Genomic DNA, 17,926 nt, shown 5'->3' on the forward strand with positions numbered 1-17,926 from the left:
AGGAGAATAGCAGTGACACCGAAGGAGTTTTTCGAGTTCTGTAAAGCAAACAATTCCGAGATGATCGACCTGAAATTTGTCGATCTTTTTGGCAGCTGGCAGCATTGTTCATTCCCGATTGATACATTGGATGAGAGTACGTTTGAAGACGGCCTCGGATTTGACGGTTCTTCCATTCGGGGATGGCAGGGAATTCACATATCTGATATGCTGGCGGTACCGGATCCAACCACCACATGCCTGGATCCCTTTTTCGCGAGGCCCACGGTCAGCGTCATTGCCAACATCGTGGATCCTGTGACGAAGAAGGACTACACACGCGATCCACGTCACGTTGCCCGGAAAGGGGAAGAATACCTTCGATCAATAGGTATTGCGGACATCTGTTGCATTGGACCTGAACCCGAGTTTTTCATCTTTGACGAAGTGAGGTTTGAGCAGAACCAGCATACGGGGATGTATCGAATCGATTCCATTGAAGGTGCCTGGAATACGGCGCGCTTCGAAGAACCGAATCTGGGGTACAAACCCAGTTTCAAGGGAGGATATTTCCCGGTGAGTCCCACCGATACTTACCACGATCTTCGCGGAGAGATGGTCTATGAGATGCGCAAGGTGGGGATCATAGTCGAAGCTCACCATCATGAAGTGGCGACAGCGGGCCAGGGCGAGATTGACATGCGATTTGAGCCCCTCTTAAAAATGGCTGACCAGTTCATGTGGTACAAATACATCATCAAGAACGTGGCAAAGCAGAACGGGAAAACGGTAACCTTCATGCCGAAACCCATTTTCGAGGACAATGGAAGCGGGATGCACTCCCATTTTTCATTATGGAAGGATGGTGAACCCCTGTTTGCAGGTGACGGTTATGCCGGATTGAGCCAACTTGCCTTGTATGCCGCGGGTGGCATCCTGAAACATGCGCCGGCGATTCTGGCATTTGCGGCGCCTACCACCAATTCTTACCGCCGATTGGTCCCGGGGTTTGAGGCACCTGTCAATCTGTGTATGTCTGCCAGGAATCGGTCTGCGGCGGTCCGTATCCCCATGTATTCCGCAAATCCAAAAACCAAACGGCTTGAGTTCCGCTGTCCAGATCCCAGTTGCAACGGGTATTTAGCCTGGACGGCCATGCTAATGGCTGCGATCGACGGTATTCAGAATGAAATTGATCCTGGTGAACCTCTGGACCGGGATATCTACGGGATGAAACCCGAAGAATTGGCAGGATACCGTCATACGCCGGCTTCACTGGAGGATGCCCTAAAGACATTGGAAGGTGATCATGAATTCCTCACAGCCGGGGAGGTTTTTACGGACGACCTAATTGACACCTGGATCAGTTGGAAGCACGATGAGGAGCTGGCCCCATTGGCCCACAGACCCCATCCGTTCGAGTTCCATCTGTACTACGACGTGTAGCCTTCAACGAGCGAATTTGAGGTAAGCAGAGGGTGATGCCAGGGGTGTCAATCGATGCATGGCTCTCAGAACTTCCTTCTCCAGCATTCCCTGTCCCCCCGATGTTCTCCTCGTGTGATTGTATCGACGGTCGCTTTGTCTCACGCTTTTCTTAGTGTTAGACCTGCCCACCACAAACGAAGTGCGATAGGCGAGAAAAGACATTAAAATCAGCATTCTGGTAGTTTCTGAAGGTGGGTTTTAGATATTGGAAGTTATCTTTTTCGTACCTTTCTTTCGTAAGAAAGGTACCCAAAGAACCTTGGCTGAAAATAATCTGGCTTGTGTTGACTGTCGCCGCGGGGATGCATGAAACTCGTCTCCCGAAGTTGCGGGCTCCTCAGACAGTCATGCATCCTAATCCACGGCTCCGCCAACCCTTTTTCACCAGATTATTTTAGGCCGTTTTTTCTACCTTGTTTGTGAGGGAAAGTCTGACTATCTGAGTCTCTTGTTCGGCACTATTCCCTCGGGCGAAATAGAACCAGAGGAGGTTTCCGTTAAGACGGAATCCTTAGTTTGAAATCCCGCCGCGGGATCAGTTTGGTTTCTTTCCAGAAAATCAACGACGGTTCCGCTCGGAGGAATCCAGCTTGTCCGTTCGTAACGAAGTGTAGACGGGCCGTGATCGTGTTCATTCTTTTTGTATCAAGTCGAAGATCCCGCCCGCCCCGCAAAGAGCGGGGACCCTTCGGGGACAAAAAGAACAGCAAACCTACAGTGATAGACTCTCCCTTCATTTTCCAGTTGTCTCCTTTTTCCCGATTTCACTTCGCGGCCGCCGGTAGTGTTCCCTGTCCCGATGGTTTACAGTTTTCCCTTGCCTGTTTGGGAATCTCCGCGCAATATCCTGAGTCGTTTAGGAGGGAAGAGTCTTATCCATACAAGGTTACCCATCGTTGTTCTTTCGATTCATCTTTTGAGTTGGGCAGCGGGTGCTGGATGGCAGCCTGCTGAAGGGGGATCTCCCCTGTTGACCGCCTATGAAGATGCTGCCAATCAGTTAATATCCGCCGCCTTAGCTGACAGTTCCGCCTACCATCGTCTTGCCTATCTGACGGACACCTTTGGTCCGCGCTTCAGCGGCACGGAAAACCTGGAAGATGCCATCGACTGGATTCTGGAGGAAATGGAGCGGGATGGCCTGGAGAATGTTCACGGGGAGGAGGTGATGGTTCCCCGGTGGGTGCGTGGCAATGAGTGGGTGGAACTTATAGAGCCGCGGCAGAAGAAGCTGGATATGCTGGGACTGGGTGGAAGCGTGGGGACGCCGCCTGAGGGAATTACGGCGGAGGTAGTGGTCGTAAAGAGCTTTGATGAGTTGACAGCCAGAGCGGATGAGGCCAAGGGTAAGATCATTCTTTTTAACGTCCCCTTTATCACGTACGGTGAAACGGTGCGATACCGCTATGGAGGAGCCAGTGCGGCAGCGAAGGCGGGTGCCGTGGCCAGCCTGATCCGGTCCGTAGGACCTTTTTCCATGAAAACGCCCCACACGGGAGGGATGGGTTACCAGGAGGGTGTGCCGAAGATCCCTCATGCCGCCATCACGGTGGAGGATGCCATGATGCTCCAGCGCATGGCGGACAGGGGTCAGCGAGTGGTGGTGCGCCTCACCATAGAAGCCCACTTTGATGAGGATGTTCCTTCCCGAAATGTGGTGGGGGAGATTGTAGGTCGTGAACATCCGGAAGAGGTTGTGGTTTTGGGAGGTCACATCGATTCGTGGGATGTGGGCACCGGGGCCATGGATGACGCGGGGGGTTGCGTGGCTGCCTGGGAGGCGGTGCGCCTCATGCACGAGTTAAACTTACGTCCCCGGCGGACGGTGCGGGTGGTACTGTGGACCAATGAGGAGAACGGCCTGCGGGGAGGCAGGGCCTACCGGGATACCCATGAGAGTGAACTGGACAATCACATCCTGGCTATGGAATCGGACAATGGAGTCTTCAAGCCCCTGGGCTTCGGTTTTACCGGTTCAGACGGTGCGAGAGCTACCGTTAAGGAGATCGCGAAATTTCTTGAGTCTATCAAGGCTGATTCCATAAAGGAGGGAGGGGCCGCCGCCGATATCGGGCCCCTCGAAAAAGAGGGTGTTCCTGTCATGTCGCTGAAAGTGGAGGGATCCCGTTATTTCTGGTATCATCACACGTGGGCCGATACCATCGACAAACTTGATCCTCACGAGCTCAACCTTTGTGTGGCGGCCATGCTGGTGATGGCCTACGTGGTGGCGGACATGGAGGAGCCTTTGCCCAGATGACCCAGGGGAATTCCGCATGATTAATCGCCGGGAGTTTCTCAAATCGCTGGGAGGTCTCACTGCAGGGATTGTGTTACCCCGTGGTATCTGGCAGGGGAATTCGAAAGATCGCCTGGGAGACCTACTGCCCATGCGCAAGTTGGGACGCACAGGTGAGGCGGTGACCATGCTGGGCGTGGGAGGCTGGCACATTGGGAGGATGGGGGAGCGTGAGGCTCAAGCCACGATTGAAGCGGCCCTGGAAGGAGGAGTGCGCTTCTTCGATACGGCGGAAAGCTACCAGGGAGGCGGGAGTGAAAGCCGGTTAGGCCGGCTCCTCATCCCAAAGTACCGTGACGACGTTTTTATCATGACCAAAACCACCGCCGGGGATGCGCACGGAGTCCGTCGCCACCTGGAAAGTTCGTTGCGTCGATTGGGAACGGACCATTTAGACTTGTGGCAAGTGCATTCGGTGAGGAGTCCTCGGGATGTGGATGGCCGGATCGACAGGGGTGTGTTTGACGTGGTCATGGAGGCGAAGGAATCGGGCAAAACCCGCTATGTGGGCTTTACTGGCCATACCCGCCCTTCTGCCCATCTGCGTGTGTTGGAAGAATTGGATATCTTTGACGCCTGCCAGATGCCCGTGAATCTGGCCGATCCGGGTTACGAAAGTTTTATTGAGCATGTGATGCCCGAGCTGGTGGAACGCAAAATTGGGATACTGGCCATGAAGACCCTGGCCAACGGGGGCTTTTTTGGTGGATCCCGCCATGGGGAGCACGGTGATAATCCCAAGCTTGTACCCGACCGGGTAAGCATTCGTGAGGCGATCCATTTTGTCTGGTCTCTTCCGGTGACCGTCTTGATCACGGGTCCCGACAACGCCGCTCAGCTCAAGGAGAAAATCGCCCTAGCCCGCTCTTTCAGCCGGATGGATGAGGAGGAACGGGAAAGGTTAATCGAGAAAGTTTCAGATTTGGCGGGACCCCGTGTGGAATTTTACAAAGCGTGAACGGGGCGCTGCCGCTTACGATATCGGGATATAAGCAGCCTCATACGCAGTCTTACCCTGGCGCCGTTGCCGCTGGACGTTAAGAGCTGGCGTGCCTTCGAGAAAACCATTTTCGGCAGGATGGGCGTTGGGTCCCAGTTTTCCTCCATGTAATCTTTCATTTCGTCGATGGTATCCCAGTACCATAAATAATCGAACGACTCTTCCCGCTCCCGGTGAAACCATTCTTGTTCAGTCACTTTTTCGAGAGACTCACTGCAGGCGATATCCGTGGGGATTTCCGCGGTATCATCCACGAATCCGGCCGGCTTCACCTGGTCATGGGAAACAACTTCCAGCGGGAACTTCCCGGCGAGCGGGCGTAAATCCACGAAACTCCCATTGGGAACCAGAACCCGCCAGGTTTCTTTCAGGGCATGAACCATGCCCTCCCGGGGTATTCATCAGAGGGACCAGGCCAGGATCGCCAGGTCAAACGTCCGCTGTGGGAAGGGCAGTGCTTCGGCATCGACCTGAGCGAAAGAAACAGGTGTGGTCACTCCTGGTGGGCGGTCAGAATGAACTTCGGTCAGATCCTCATCATCTGAATCGATGGCTACCACCCTTTTTGCGGAGTTGGCGTAGCCCCATGTGAGCCGCCCACTGCCGCATCCGATCTCCAGGACGCGTGCATGGTTGAAGTCCGCAAGCTCATACAGATATTTGGCTTCTGTTCCTTCTGGATCCCGTTCGGAGGACATAGCTGGGAATTACCTGGAGATATTCGAAATGGGGACGACCTTGTTCCTAAGCCGCTGCTTCCGGTTGCGGCTCCTCTGGCGTTTCCGCTGCCGCCTCCCCGGGTTTCCCGTAGACAAACCCTATGAGCAGGCCAGCTGTTGCTACCTCCAGTGTGTAGACGAATATGAATACCACAGTAGGACCAAAGCCTATGGGAAACATCAGGTCAAAGAAAATCCCGAACGGTATCCCCGCAAAGAGGCCCAGGAGAATACCGAAGCGGAGTCCCTCACCTGCAGGTGGACCACCTTCATATCCTTTCGGATACAGATAGGCCATGATAAGGACCATTGCCAGGACGGCGATCAGGGGCAAGTAGAATGCTCCTCCTATGGCTGCTCCCGTTGGTTCTATGATGTTTTTTTCCATGTAGCCCTTGAAGATGAATTGCTCCAGGACGTAATAGGCGACAACGTTACCGACGAAGCCGGCGACTACGGCGAGAAAAAATTTCTTCGTGTTCATACTTCACCCTCCTTTGGTTTGGTAATGATCAATGCTCGAGCGAGCATTAACCTGGAAGTGAACTTGCCGTGAGAATCCCCCGCACGTAATAGGTGTGTAGGGAATCGTAAAATAATTTATCTTCAATTTGGTCCAGCCGCAAGCTAAACAGTCGGCAGTAGCAGGCAAGAGACAAGAACCCCCGTACGGTCATTCTTCCCTACGGGGCAGGCAAGAGCCCCCGAACAGAAGCTCCGAAGGAGTGTCTACGACACAAGCTTCTTACCTGCCCACCACCCACAGTGTGAGGCAGGCGGGTGGGGCAGGCAATCCGCAGGATCCTGTGGAGAACCAAGATCAAAGTCTAAGTAACAAGCGTCAAGTATCAAGGATCAAGTAACCAGTGAACCAGTAACCAGATGGCAGTCACGAATTACGCATCACTTTCTCCATCTCTCCATTCCTCCACTTCTCCATTTCTCCATTATCAATAATCAATTGTCAATAGTCCATAGTCAATAGTTAATGTTCTCCAAGTCTCCCGTCTCCGTGTCTGCGGCTCTCAAATGGTCAATTATCAATATTCAATAATCAATTGTCGATAGTCCATAGTCAATAGTCAATGTTCTCCATCTCTCCATTTCTTGAATGTTCAACATGGTTAATGAAATATCTTTACATCCAATGTGAACGCTTTTAGCTTACATGATCCATGCGGATGTAAAGATTGATGCTCACCCGACTTTGCGTTAAGAACTACGCTCTTATTGAAAATCTGGACGTTACTTTTGGGACTGCTTTCAGCGTTCTCACCGGTGCCACTGGAGCAGGGAAGTCCATCCTCATCGGTTCCATGAACCTGATTCTCGGAGAGAAGGCATCCCTGGAAATGATCCGCAGCGGGACCAAAGAAGCGTTTGTGGAGGCGACCTTTGAATTCGAATCACCCCCGCCCGAACCGGTTCGGCGGTTTCTTTCTCAAGGATCCAATGTCTTGCTACTGAAACGTCAGGTGGTGGAAAAAGGGCGGAGCTTTGCCTTTGCCAATGATCAGAAAATAACTCTCGCTACTCTGAAAGACGTTGGCATAGTGTTGGCGGACCTTCTGGGACAGCACCATCATCAGTCTCTCTTGAATCCCAATATCCATCGAGAACTCCTGGACCGGTTCAGTCTTGATACCACGGTATTAAGGGACTATGGTGAAACTTTTTTCCGCCTGAAAAAATGTGAACAGGAGTTGAAAGAGACTCTGGAACAGGAGCAGCTCTCAAAGGAGCGCCAGGAGCTTTATCGCTTCCAGATGGATGAGGTTGACAAAGCTGAACTCCAGCCGGGGGAACGGGCATCCCTCCGGGAAGAGCGAAAGGTGTTGCAGAACGCCCGGAAAATCATCTCCACGGCTCAACGGATCAGCCACGGCCTCTCGGGAGAGGACGAATCTGCCCTGAATCGATTGAAGATTCTGTTGAGGGAATTCGAGTCGTTAGCGGAACTGGACACCAGCCTGGAAGACAAAGTGTCCCAGTGGAAGGATGCGGTGTTTTCTCTGGAGGACCTGGCTTTCGATCTGGCCCGGTACAGTGATTCTGTTCAGGCAGATCCCGTCCGATTGGAGTGGGTGGAAGATCGCCTCAGGCTTTATTCGGATTTTGCGAAAAAGTATGGAGTTTCCGGTTCTGAAAGTTCAAGTGACGTGGACTCATATGACGCCATCATGAACTATCGTGACAGGATTGAAAAGGAGTTGAAGAACCTTGAGAACCGTGAGGATCGAATCGAAAAACTCAAGGGGAAAGTTGAATCCCTGAAGGCCGAAGTCTTCACGCAGGGGCAGGCTATTTCCAAAGAGCGGGCCGGGGGTGCAAAGATCCTAAAACAAAAGATCGAAGAGGAATTAAGAGAACTTGGAATGAAGGGAACCAAGTTCGACGTTCAGTTCACACCTTTGTCCCAGGGAGGTTCTACTGCGGAGGTTGTTTCGGGCAAAAAGGCTTGTTATGCCGGCGAAACCGGTCTGGAAGACGTGGAATTCTCGATTTCTCCCAATCCAGGGGAACCGCTCAAGCCCCTTGCACGGATCGCCTCCGGGGGTGAAATCTCGCGCATTATGCTGGCCCTCAAAACCGTTCTGGCAAAGGTAGACAATATTCCCCTTTTAGTCTTTGACGAAATCGACGTTGGGATTGGTGGAGAAATTGCATCCCTGGTGGGGAAAAAGCTCAGGAAACTGTCCCGGAGTCACCAGATTATTTGTATCACTCATCTTCAGCAGATCGCTTCCCAGGGTGACCATCATTTTCGTGTTTTTAAAACTCAGAAGGGTGACCGGACGATCACCAAGGTGAAGGTATTATCTCAAGAAGAGCGGGTGGAGGAGATTGCCCGCATGATTGCCGGTGAGCAGATCACCGATCTGTCTCTTGAACACGCCCGGGAATTCCTTGACGAAGCGGCGCGTGCCCAAGGTTGAAATAGCTGAGATTTATTTTCAAGCTCGAATATCCGCTCTATCTGTTTCAGGGTTTGCTTTTCCGTCAGCTCCGTGAGAAGCCCCTCTTGTGGCTAGCTCTGCTTCTCCATAAATGGTTTGTACGGCTGATGCTCAGGAACGCACTCCGTTCGTAGTATTATCTGGAAAGGCTCGGGAATCTTGTTGCTCCCTCTGAAACTAACAAGCAAAGGAATATAGCCAACTCTTTTCCACACTAAGGCGGTTGACTTTGAACCGTTAAACAAAAGCGTAGACGCAAAGGGACATATAAAACCTGTGTTGTTGGATGATTTCATGCCTGTGTTTGACTTTAATGAAGTTCACGCGAGTGAGAAAAGGTGAAACAGTGGTTTGAAAAAGCTTGGGATGGCGTTCTCGAAACGCTAGGAAGACAAGTCAAAGGGTCATAAGTAGTTAATCCTGCGGTTACAGGAGGAAACCATTATCTATTATGTCATTGCTCCCAGAGGAGTCCTGAGACCTCGGGGAAAAGCGGTTTGCCGAATATTTACACACAATCGCATTAAATGGAGATAACCAGATGAAAGTGATAGACCTAACCGCTGATCACAAGCCTCTGTATTTTGCTTGTCTCGAAGATTGGTCTGAAGAAATGAAAGAGGCAGGGGATCATAAAGAGAGATGGTATAATAAGATGAAGGATAAAGGACTCAGTGTGAAACTTGCGGTAGATGACCGAGGGGAAGTTGGAGGCATGATACAATACGTACCTATAGAACACTCCTCCGTTGAAGGTAGTGAATTATATTTCATAAAATGCATCTGGGTCCACGGTCATAAGAAAGGGAGAGGGAACTTTCAGAAGAAAGGGATGGGGAAGGCTCTGCTTCAGGCTGCAGAAACTGATGTGAAAGTAAAAGGAGCAAAAGGGCTGGTCGCATGGGGCATTTCCTTGCCTTTTTGGATGAAGGCATCATGGTTCAAAAGGAATGGATACACCAAAGTGGATAAACAGAAGGGCATGGTTCTCTTATGGAAGCCTTTCACCAAAGACGCAATCCCCCCCAAATGGATCAAGCAAAAAAGAAAACCTGAAGCAACACCAGGCAGAGTAACGGTAACGGCATTCCTGAATGGGTGGTGTCCGGCTCAGAATATAGTATTTGAAAGAGCCAGGAGAGCCGCATCAGAATTTGGGGAGAAGGCAGTGTTCAAGGAGATCAACACATTTGTCAGAGAAGCTTTCCTGGAATGGGGTATTGCAGATGCCTTGTTTATTGATGATAAACAGGTGCGAACCGGTCCACCACCTTCGTATAAAAAAATAAAAAAACTGATAGCCAAAAGAGTCAAGAAAATATGACGACTAAATGGCAGGAAAGAACTTAACGAGGTACTTAATATTTCCGTTTCAAAGATTGAGGAATAATGGGCTTCGTGCGACTTTGTGAGGAGGATACCACAATTCAATGGCTGTTGGAAGGTGATCCTTCCATCCGGTGGCAGACTCTGCGTGATTTGGAGGGTGCAGACGATCAAGTCGTGAAGCGGGAGCGTCACTTGGTTTCCGAAACAGGGTGGGGAGCCAGGTTGCTTTGCAATCAGGAACCGTCAGGGCAGTGGGGTGGGGGATTGTATTCTCCAAAGTGGATATCTACAACGTATACGATGCTTTTATTACGTCGCTTGGGTCTACCTCCGGAGCATCCTCAAGCGTCCAGGGCTTGTGCATTGCTGCTGGATCGAGGAGTTTACCCGGATGGCGGGATCAACTATTTCACTACGCTGAAACATAGCGAGACATGTGTGACTGGAATGATTCTGGCTATACTTGCTTACTTCCATTTCCCCGATGATCGGGTCGATGTCTTGGCAAGCTATCTCCTGGAACAGCAGATGAAAGATGGTGGCTGGAATTGCCAAACATACAAAGGTGCAACCCACGGTTCATTTCATACGACGATTTCTGTCTTGGAGGGTTTGTACGAGTACGAGAAATTCCATCCACAGCGTATTCAGGAGATTCGCGAAACGCAGTCACGGGGATGTGAGTTTCTTCTTGCTCATCGGCTTTTTCGGTCTCATCGAACCGGAGAAATTGTAAATCCAGCGATGACCCGCTTTTCCTTCCCGCCCAGGTGGCGGTACGACATCCTTCGGGCCCTTGACTATTTTCAGGATTGCGGTGCCGAACGCAATGAAAGGCTCGAGGATGCCATCAAGGTGGTAAGAAAGAGACAGAAGAAAGGCGGACGGTGGCTCCTCCAGAACAGGCACCCTGGACGGACATTCTTTGAGATGGAGAAGGCAGGTGAGGCCAGCCGGTGGAATACGCTAAGGGCCCTGCGCATCCTCAGATGGTGGGGGGATTCATAATGGAATCTTTCTTCCTACAGTGATGTTTCATTTTAGATCGACAAGGAGTGAAGACCATGCCCGTGAGTGAAAGTTACCTAGAATACGTACTGGAACAACTTGAATGCGTGGGGCAAGTTTCTGCCAAGAAGATGTTTGGCGGAGTTGGACTCTACCTTGACAGGCTGTTCTTTGGACTGATTGCCAACGACACGTTGTATCTTAAGGTTGATGATTCCAATCGGTCTGATTACGAAGCGGCGGGTATGGGACCTTTCAGGCCCTATGGCGACAAGTCCCATTCAATGAAGTACTACGAAGTCCCGATAGATGTATTGGAAGACAGCAATACACTTCGAGTGTGGGCAAATAAGGCATTAGACATAGCAAAACGAAAGTTGCCAGTTAGCAAGAGAAAGCCAAATTAGGTCAATTACGAAAGGTTCTACCATCCCTGGAATGGGTGTAAAAAGCACGGGGAACTCCAAATGAACATTAACAGAAATTGAGACACGTTCAACAGCTTCTCACCAAAGACATTGGACTTCCTGAAAAACTTGGGAGCAAATAACAACAAAGCTTGGTTTGAAGCACACAGGGAGGATTACCGAAAGCACTTGCTGGAACCGTTACAGAATCTGGTTGTGGATGCGGGCAATTTTATGCTGACAATTGACCCGTATTTTGAGACAAGACCTGCAATAGATAAGACGATTTCCAGGATTTATCGAGACATAAGGTTCTCTAAAGACAAATCTCCCTATAGAAACACAATGTGGATAACCTTTAAAAGACCAGGCAAAGACTGGAAGAGTTCCCCAACCTATTTCTTTGAAATTTCTCCAGATTCATATCGTTATGGGATGGGATTTTACAGTGTCTCGAAAGATACGATGGACATGTTTCGTGAGATGGTTGACAAAAAGCCAGAGGAGTTTCAAAAAGCAATTTCATTTTATTCGCAACAAAAAGCTTTTGTGGTAGAGGGTGAGAAATACAAAAGGATAATCGATAAGACCAAGTCTGAAGAGATCCGGAATTGGTATCAAAGAAGAAACCTATATTTGGTTTGTAATAGAGAGATCAACAGCCGCCTTTTCACGAGAGACTTGATTGACGACTTAGTTTCTGGTTTTGGTCTCCTTGCCCCGTTCTATCATTACCTTTGGAAGATAAGACGTGAAGCGGAAAAGGGGAGGACCGGATATGGAAACATCAGATAAAATCCACTAGGGGGAATAACCACGATGAATAACCCCCTATCAAAACTATTTTGTTGGCACCTGTCACAGGAAACTCTTATTCCCACAATAGCAGGGATTATTGTTCTTGCCCTATCGGCAGCCATGATACCGTTTCGTGAAATACCATTAGTAACTATGATGCTCTGGGATATAGGAATGGTCTTTTTGGCCGGGATACTTTTTCCCCTCTATTACATCCAACGGTATGGCAGCAGCTACACAACTGGGAGAAGTCAGGCATCCCTGCTTGATTGCTCCATCTTCCGAATCCTTTCTATCTGCTTCAGATTCCATTCATCATCGCTGTACGGTGTATCGAACCAGGCATCGAGAATTTCCTTCACCACGGCTTCCGGTGTGGCCCGGAGGCTTAAGGCCAGGACATTGGCGTGGTTCCATATACGGGCTCCCTTGGCCGTTTCGGCATCGCCGCAGAGGGCCGCCCGGATACCGGGGATCTTATTCGCGGCAATGGTGCAACCGGTACCTGTCCAGCACATGACGATGGCTTCGTCTGCCTTTTCGTTCACCACCTGCTCCGCTGCCTGACGGGTCACCTCCGGCCAGTCTTCCGATTCGAAATAGACCACCTTGTGGCCCCGTTTTTTCAGCTCATCTAACACCGCATCCACCAGATGGGTCCGTTCATCGGTGCTCACCGCGAGTTTCATGATTTGAATTTAAACCACAGATTACACAGATTGCACTAATCATCAAGATAAAAGTAAAAAGTCGGATTCCGACGATCAAGTGTCAAGGATCAAGTAACAAGGATCAAGTGTCAAGTAACCAGTGAACCGGTCACCAGATGGCAGTCAGCAGCTACCGGGTTGGAGAAGTGGAGAATTGTTCCGTAGGAACTCCTTTGACCCGTAGGGTCTCCTGTGGAGGAGGAAGAATGTCCAAAGGAGCCTGTGGCGAGTATTGCGGCACGGAGGCCAGTGAGCATTCAGCACTCATTGTCCAGAAGCATCGAGCATCCAGTATCTAGCATCAAGATTCACGGATTACGCATCGAGTATCAAGAAACCAGCATCCGGGAACCAGAGGGAAAGACGTGTTCAAGTGTTTCCCGAGGGGACTCCTTCGGAGCAGGTGTTAACGTGAAAGACTCGAAAACGAAAAGTTCTACTGATCTTCTGGTCAAAGTCTGTCACGAGGCCTTGCCGGAGAAGTACGATCCCATCACCACGGAGGTCTTGAAGCGCCTCACTTATGAGCTCGATATCATTATCGAGATGGGGTATGCCGATTATTTCCTGATTGTTTGGGATATTGTTCGATGGGCGAAAAGGCGCGGCATTCCCGTGGTGGGCCGCGGTTCAGCGGCGGGGAGCTTGGTGTCCTATTTGTTGGAGATCACCCCGGTCGATCCTATCAAACATAACCTGGTGTTCGAACGGTTTTTGAATCCCGATCGCCAGGAACCACCGGACATTGACATCGATCTCTGCTGGAAGCAGCGGGACGACGTCATCGAGTACGTCTACAAGCGGTATGGTCGGGATCGGGTCGCCATGATCTGCACCTACAATACCTACAAATTCCGGGGAGCCGTCAGGGACGTTGCGAGGGCCATGGGACTTTCCGAACGGGAAATCAATACTATCTCGCACAACTTGCCGTTATCCCATGAACCGACATTGGGTAACGGGGATGGGAGGAACGATCCGCGTTATGAAGAAATCTTTGAGACGGCCCGAAGTTTGATCCACCGGCCGCGACACATGGGGATTCACGCGGGAGGAATTGTCATCACTCCAGACAAAATCACCGAATACGTTCCCCTTCAACGATCCACCAAAGGTCCCGTGGTGACCCAGTTCGATATGCACGGAGTGGAAAAGATAGGGCTTGTGAAGATCGATCTATTGGGTCAGCGGTCTTTAACCGTGGTGGCGGAGATGGCGGAGACGCTAAAGAAAAAATATGGAGTCCGGTTCGACCTTCAGACGATGCCATCATTGGATGAAAAGGTAAAACGTCTCATCCGAACGGGCCGGACCATGGGAGTATTTCAGATCGAATCGCCGGGGATGAGAGGATTATTGAAGAAATTGAAGGTTGACTCCTTCGAGATGATCACGGCGGCCAGTTCCGTTATCCGGCCGGGACCTGCAGACTCGGGGATGTTGCGCCATTTCATCAAGCGGCACCATGGAAAAGAAGAGGTTAAAACGGTTCTTCCGGCCATAGGGGAGATACTGAAAGAAACATACGGTGTGATGCTCTACCAGGAGGATGTCATCAAGATTGCTGAGGCCGTTGCTGGATGGAGCTTGGCAGAATCGGATAAACTTCGCCGGTCCATGAGTGGGAAAAGGGTAGAGGAACCGTTTATGGAGCACCGGGATCGGTTCATTAAGGATGCCGTGAAGAGGGGTGTGAATGTGGACGCCGCTATCGAGACCTGGCGGCAGATGGTGGCTTTCTCCGGATATGCTTTCTGCAAGGCCCACTCCGCTGCCTATTCGGTGGTTTCCGTTCAGTGTGCCTGGCTGAAGGCCCACTTCCCGGCGGAGTTTCTGGCTACTGTCATGTCCAATTATGGTGGATTCTACCATACGTCGTGCTATCTGGAAGAAGCCCGGCGTATGGGGATCAATATTCTGCCGCCGGACGTGAACCTTTCGGAACCCCACTTCATAGGTCACGATGACGACGGCGAAGAGGAGTGGATTCGGATCGGTCTTCTTCAGGTGAAGGGGTTAACCCAGGCCACACTCAAAAAAATATTGGACAAACGTAAGGAAAGACCGTTTGAGTCGCTGGAGGACTTCTGTGTCCGGGTGAGGCCGTCTTGCCGGGAAGTAGAGGCACTCATTCGCTGTGGCGGATTTGATTCATTTCCTTACACCCGTCCTCAGCATTTGTGGCGCCTCAAACTTATCTATGATAAACTCAAGGGTTCGGAGGAAGTCATTTTCTCCAGGGTGGTCACGAAAGTATCCACGCCTGTTCCCTGGGTCGATTATCCTTTGGAGAAAAAATTACGGGATGAGCTGGAACTCATGGAACTCACGGTGGAAAAACATCCCCTGTGGATCTATAAAAAGGCACTGAAGGCTCATGCAGAAAAAGTGGGAAAGTTTGTTCATGCCCGGGATCTTGAGAGGTACAAAGGAAAACAGGTCACCATGGTGGGCTGGATGGTTACCACCCGACGGTTGAAGACCAAGCGGAAAAAGATAATGCAATTTCTTTCCTGCGAGGATCTTACAGGGACATTTGAGTGTGTCCTTTTCCCCCACGCGTATCAGCAATATGGCCATCTGATCCGGAGCCGGGGGCCTTACATGATCACTGGCAAGGTGGAAGATGATTTTGGACACACCCCCGTTACCGTGAAAAAATTGGAGCTCTGACAAAAGGGGGATCTTCATCAATAAAGACTTGACCATTTTGTCTTGCTTTTTGAAGCTTTGCAAAAGTAGAATGTATATATTTTCACCTTGAGGTACGGGAGGCTTACCGAGGCGGAAAAGATGGGGAGTGAATCATGAAAACGTTGACCAGAGTGGGTGCAGCACTCTTCCTATTGGGTTTTCTCCTTTTCCTGTTTGTCCGGCTTTATCTTCATTATCCCCTTCCGGTGTACGAGGGCGAACTAACCAATGACGATCTCCTCGAGCCGGTGGAGGTGTACTTTGATGACTATGCCGTGCCTCACATTTATGCCGGGAATGAACACGACCTATTTTACGTGGCGGGTTACATCGCTGCCCGGGAGCGGTTGTTCCAGATGACCGTCACGGCAGCGGCTGTGGAAGGGAGGCTGGCGGAACTCTTCGGTGAAAAGGCGGTTCCCGACGACATATATCTCAGGACCTGGGGCATTCCCAAGATGGCACGGATTCTTGCAGAAAACATGCATCCCGATGCACTCACCATATCAACCGACTTCTGTGATGGCATTAATGCATACATCGATAATGTCGGACAAGACCTCCCCTTTGAGTTCAAGCTGCTTCGAATTAAGCCCTTGCACTGGAAACCCGCTCATGTGGCCGGTTTCGTTCGATTGATGGGCCACAATCTCACATCTTCCTGGCAGCCGGAAATCATTCTCGGTCAGGCAGCCTACATGTTCGGGGAAGAGAGGGTACGTCAACTTCTGCCAGTCCAGCCGGAAGACCACTCCCTGGCATTTGGTGAGTACGGGGAATTGTGGAGGACACTGGTTGTGAGGGAACAGAGCTTGAGAAAGCGCCTTCAGATGGAGGGAAGCCATCTCGGGTCAAATAATTGGGTGATTTCCGGCAGTCGTACTGCCTCCGGAAGGCCCATTCTGGCCAACGATCCTCACCTCCCTTTCTCACAGCCAGCCCGGTGGTTCGAGATGCATCTCGTGGGAGGTCGGTTCAACGTGAGCGGGGCCTGCCTGGCGGGCGTGCCCGTCCCGGTGCTGGGGCAGAATGAGGCTTGCACGTGGGGCTTTACCAATCTCATGATGGATGACATCGATTTCTTTGTGGAAACGACGAATCCGGACAGCGGAAATGAGTATTTGCACGATGGAGAATGGTTGTCCATGGACCTTCGGGAAGAAACCATTGCCGTAAAGAGCGGAGGAGAGAGGACCTTCGTTGTACGGGAGACTATTCACGGGCCTGTGATCTCAGATATCCATCCTCTCCTTTCGGGTGAGAAACCGGCCACAGGGAAAAATCAAGTTGTGGCCATGCAGTGGACGGGACACGATACCAGTGATGAGGTATACAGCATCCTGCGCCTGAATCTCATGGGGAACTGGGAAGATTTTACGGAGGCGGCAAAAACCTTTGGCACGCCGGGCCAGAATGTTGTCTATGCAGATACGGCGGGCAACATAGGGTGGCGGCCTTTTCTGAGAATACCAGTGCGTAAAGGGGGACGAAATCTGGTTCCTATGCCGGGAGAGTCCTCGGAATGGGACTGGCAAGGATATGTTCCATTCGAGGAGATTCCTTTTCAGTTCAACCCGAAAAAGGGCATAATCGTCACGGCGAATAATCAGGTGATCGATGATTCATATCCTTATTACGTGTCCGCCTTTTGGGAATACCCATCGAGGGCGAATCGAATCTGGGAAATGCTTGGGGAGAGAGAGGAGATTACGGTAGAGGATGTGAAGAGGGTACAGAATGATGTGGTTTCCCCCTTTGCCCGGGAAGTTTCCCCGTATTTTGTTTCGGTCTTCGAAGGGTACGATTTTGAAAATGATTCGAATCTACGGACTGCCGTGAATCTCTTGCGCGGATGGAATGGTGAGCACTCTGTTGAGTCAGCAGCAGCAGCAGTTTTCAATACTGCATTCCTGAGGCTTCTCTGGAATGTTTATGGGGACGAAATGGAGCTCATGGGAGATGGGTTTTATGATGGGTGGTTGGCCCTCCCCAGCATGTCCCAGAAGAATCTCGTGTACCTGCTGAGGAATGAGAGGATATCCTGGTTCGATAATGTAACCACCGGGAATGTGGAACTCAGGGGCGATATCCTGACCCGGTCCCTTGTGGAAGGCGTGAGGGAACTTGAAGGCCGTCTCGGTCCAGATCCCACCAACTGGCATTGGGGAAATCTGCACAGGATCGCTCATCTCCACGCCATTGGCAAGGATTGGCCTCTTCTGGGGAAAGTGTTTGGCCTTGATGTGGGACCTTTTGAATTCGGAGGGGCCAATTCAACGGTTAGCAACGGCGAATATTTGCTGGGTGACCCATTCCATGTGGTCAACGGACCCTCGTTTCGCCGCATCGTCGATTTCGCTCAGCTCGATAAGACGCAATTCATCATACCCACGGGGCAATCCGGCCTGCCCAGAAGCCCTCATTACGCAGATCAGGCCCCTCTATATCATTCGGGCCGGTACCGAACGACCTACTTCCTGGAAGAGACGATCAAGAATTCCGGATTCCGCCGCTTGCTCCTTTCCCCATCCCGTTGAC

Annotated in this window: 15 protein-coding genes and 1 pseudogene; 10 read left to right on the plus strand and 6 right to left on the minus strand. The window is 50.9% G+C overall.

The genetic code is table 11. The features are described 5' to 3' along the window. Positions 1 to 12 precede the first annotated feature (12 nt). Positions 13 to 1,425, plus strand: coding sequence for a type I glutamate--ammonia ligase (gene glnA, locus V3U24_06070; GenBank protein MEE9167009.1), 1,413 nt, complete (start codon positions 13 to 15; stop codon positions 1,423 to 1,425). A 3-nt stretch (positions 1,426 to 1,428) separates the two neighbouring features. On the opposite strand, the gene V3U24_06075 is transcribed toward glnA, so the two are convergent. Beyond that, positions 1,429 to 1,641, minus strand: coding sequence for a hypothetical protein (locus V3U24_06075; GenBank protein ID MEE9167010.1), 213 nt, complete (start codon positions 1,639 to 1,641; stop codon positions 1,429 to 1,431). Between the two features lie 625 nt (positions 1,642 to 2,266). Between V3U24_06075 and V3U24_06080 the strand changes: the two genes are divergently transcribed. Then, entirely contained in the window at positions 2,267 to 3,727 is a 1,461-nt protein-coding gene (locus tag V3U24_06080; GenBank protein MEE9167011.1) for a M28 family metallopeptidase, read from the plus strand. A gap of 16 nt (positions 3,728 to 3,743) precedes the next feature. Next, positions 3,744 to 4,724 carry an aldo/keto reductase gene (locus tag V3U24_06085; GenBank protein ID MEE9167012.1) on the plus strand — a complete coding sequence of 327 codons (981 nt, stop codon included), beginning with the start codon at positions 3,744 to 3,746 and terminating at the stop codon, positions 4,722 to 4,724. Here the strand turns inward: V3U24_06085 and V3U24_06090 are convergent. Genes V3U24_06090 through V3U24_06100 form a run of 3 tightly spaced genes read right to left on the minus strand, consistent with a single transcriptional unit; the run spans position 4,712 to position 5,969 of the window. Further along, on the minus strand, positions 4,712 to 5,149 hold the full coding sequence (locus tag V3U24_06090) for a hypothetical protein (protein MEE9167013.1): 438 nt from the start codon (positions 5,147 to 5,149) through the stop codon (positions 4,712 to 4,714). The genes V3U24_06085 and V3U24_06090 overlap by 13 nt on opposite strands. An 18-nt stretch (positions 5,150 to 5,167) precedes the next feature. Then, positions 5,168 to 5,464, minus strand: a complete 297-nt coding sequence (locus V3U24_06095) for a class I SAM-dependent methyltransferase (GenBank protein ID MEE9167014.1) — start codon at positions 5,462 to 5,464, stop codon at positions 5,168 to 5,170. A gap of 46 nt (positions 5,465 to 5,510) precedes the next feature. Beyond that, positions 5,511 to 5,969 carry a hypothetical protein gene (locus tag V3U24_06100; GenBank protein MEE9167015.1) on the minus strand — a complete coding sequence of 153 codons (459 nt, stop codon included), beginning with the start codon at positions 5,967 to 5,969 and terminating at the stop codon, positions 5,511 to 5,513. 709 nt (positions 5,970 to 6,678) lie between these two features. Here V3U24_06100 and recN point away from each other — a divergent pair. The 5 genes and pseudogenes from recN (at position 6,679) to V3U24_06125 (ending at position 11,981) form a co-directional block, all read left to right on the plus strand. Beyond that, entirely contained in the window at positions 6,679 to 8,421 is a 1,743-nt protein-coding gene (recN, locus tag V3U24_06105) for a DNA repair protein RecN (GenBank protein ID MEE9167016.1), read from the plus strand. A 562-nt stretch (positions 8,422 to 8,983) separates the two neighbouring features. Further along, complete coding sequence (locus tag V3U24_06110) at positions 8,984 to 9,766, plus strand: GNAT family N-acetyltransferase (protein MEE9167017.1); 783 nt, start codon at positions 8,984 to 8,986, stop codon at positions 9,764 to 9,766. A gap of 65 nt (positions 9,767 to 9,831) precedes the next feature. Continuing rightward, positions 9,832 to 10,779 (plus strand): hypothetical protein, encoded by a 948-nt coding sequence (locus V3U24_06115; protein MEE9167018.1) that lies wholly within the window; start codon positions 9,832 to 9,834, stop codon positions 10,777 to 10,779. A gap of 56 nt (positions 10,780 to 10,835) precedes the next feature. Further along, complete coding sequence (locus tag V3U24_06120) at positions 10,836 to 11,186, plus strand: TfoX/Sxy family protein (GenBank protein ID MEE9167019.1); 351 nt, start codon at positions 10,836 to 10,838, stop codon at positions 11,184 to 11,186. A gap of 108 nt (positions 11,187 to 11,294) precedes the next feature. After that, a pseudogene (locus tag V3U24_06125) lies at positions 11,295 to 11,981 on the plus strand (DUF2461 domain-containing protein). A 254-nt stretch (positions 11,982 to 12,235) separates the two neighbouring features. On the opposite strand, the gene V3U24_06130 reads toward V3U24_06125, so the two are convergent. Both V3U24_06130 and V3U24_06135 read right to left on the minus strand, forming a co-directional pair. Further along, positions 12,236 to 12,673, minus strand: a complete 438-nt coding sequence (locus tag V3U24_06130; GenBank protein ID MEE9167020.1) for an RpiB/LacA/LacB family sugar-phosphate isomerase — start codon at positions 12,671 to 12,673, stop codon at positions 12,236 to 12,238. Positions 12,674 to 12,783: 110 nt separating this feature from the next. Further along, a complete protein-coding gene (locus V3U24_06135; GenBank protein ID MEE9167021.1) occupies positions 12,784 to 12,951 on the minus strand; it encodes a hypothetical protein in 168 nt (55 codons plus the stop codon). A gap of 154 nt (positions 12,952 to 13,105) precedes the next feature. On the opposite strand from V3U24_06135, the gene V3U24_06140 reads away from it, so the two are divergent. Both V3U24_06140 and V3U24_06145 read left to right on the plus strand, forming a co-directional pair. Beyond that, complete coding sequence (locus V3U24_06140; GenBank protein ID MEE9167022.1) at positions 13,106 to 15,367, plus strand: DNA polymerase III subunit alpha; 2,262 nt, start codon at positions 13,106 to 13,108, stop codon at positions 15,365 to 15,367. Between the two features lie 134 nt (positions 15,368 to 15,501). Continuing rightward, complete coding sequence (locus V3U24_06145; GenBank protein MEE9167023.1) at positions 15,502 to 17,925, plus strand: penicillin acylase family protein; 2,424 nt, start codon at positions 15,502 to 15,504, stop codon at positions 17,923 to 17,925. Position 17,926: the final 1 nt, after the last annotated feature.

This window comes from Candidatus Neomarinimicrobiota bacterium, assembly GCA_036476315.1.
Taxonomy (GTDB): Bacteria; Fidelibacterota; Marinisomatia; order Marinisomatales; family S15-B10; genus JAZGBI01.

Coding starts and splice junctions, on each gene's coding strand:
- V3U24_06110 (MEE9167017.1), top strand. CDS start 8,984: ATGAAAGTGATAGACCTAACCGCTGATCACAAGCCTCTGTATTTTGCT.
- recN (MEE9167016.1), top strand. CDS start 6,679: ATGCTCACCCGACTTTGCGTTAAGAACTACGCTCTTATTGAAAATCTG.
- V3U24_06145 (MEE9167023.1), top strand. CDS start 15,502: ATGAAAACGTTGACCAGAGTGGGTGCAGCACTCTTCCTATTGGGTTTT.
- V3U24_06085 (MEE9167012.1), top strand. CDS start 3,744: ATGATTAATCGCCGGGAGTTTCTCAAATCGCTGGGAGGTCTCACTGCA.
- V3U24_06130 (MEE9167020.1), bottom strand. CDS start 12,673: ATGAAACTCGCGGTGAGCACCGATGAACGGACCCATCTGGTGGATGCG.
- V3U24_06115 (MEE9167018.1), top strand. CDS start 9,832: ATGGGCTTCGTGCGACTTTGTGAGGAGGATACCACAATTCAATGGCTG.
- V3U24_06120 (MEE9167019.1), top strand. CDS start 10,836: ATGCCCGTGAGTGAAAGTTACCTAGAATACGTACTGGAACAACTTGAA.
- V3U24_06080 (MEE9167011.1), top strand. CDS start 2,267: ATGGTTTACAGTTTTCCCTTGCCTGTTTGGGAATCTCCGCGCAATATC.
- V3U24_06135 (MEE9167021.1), bottom strand. CDS start 12,951: ATGCTCACTGGCCTCCGTGCCGCAATACTCGCCACAGGCTCCTTTGGA.
- V3U24_06075 (MEE9167010.1), bottom strand. CDS start 1,641: ATGCTGATTTTAATGTCTTTTCTCGCCTATCGCACTTCGTTTGTGGTG.
- V3U24_06100 (MEE9167015.1), bottom strand. CDS start 5,969: ATGAACACGAAGAAATTTTTTCTCGCCGTAGTCGCCGGCTTCGTCGGT.
- V3U24_06090 (MEE9167013.1), bottom strand. CDS start 5,149: ATGGTTCATGCCCTGAAAGAAACCTGGCGGGTTCTGGTTCCCAATGGG.
- V3U24_06095 (MEE9167014.1), bottom strand. CDS start 5,464: ATGTCCTCCGAACGGGATCCAGAAGGAACAGAAGCCAAATATCTGTAT.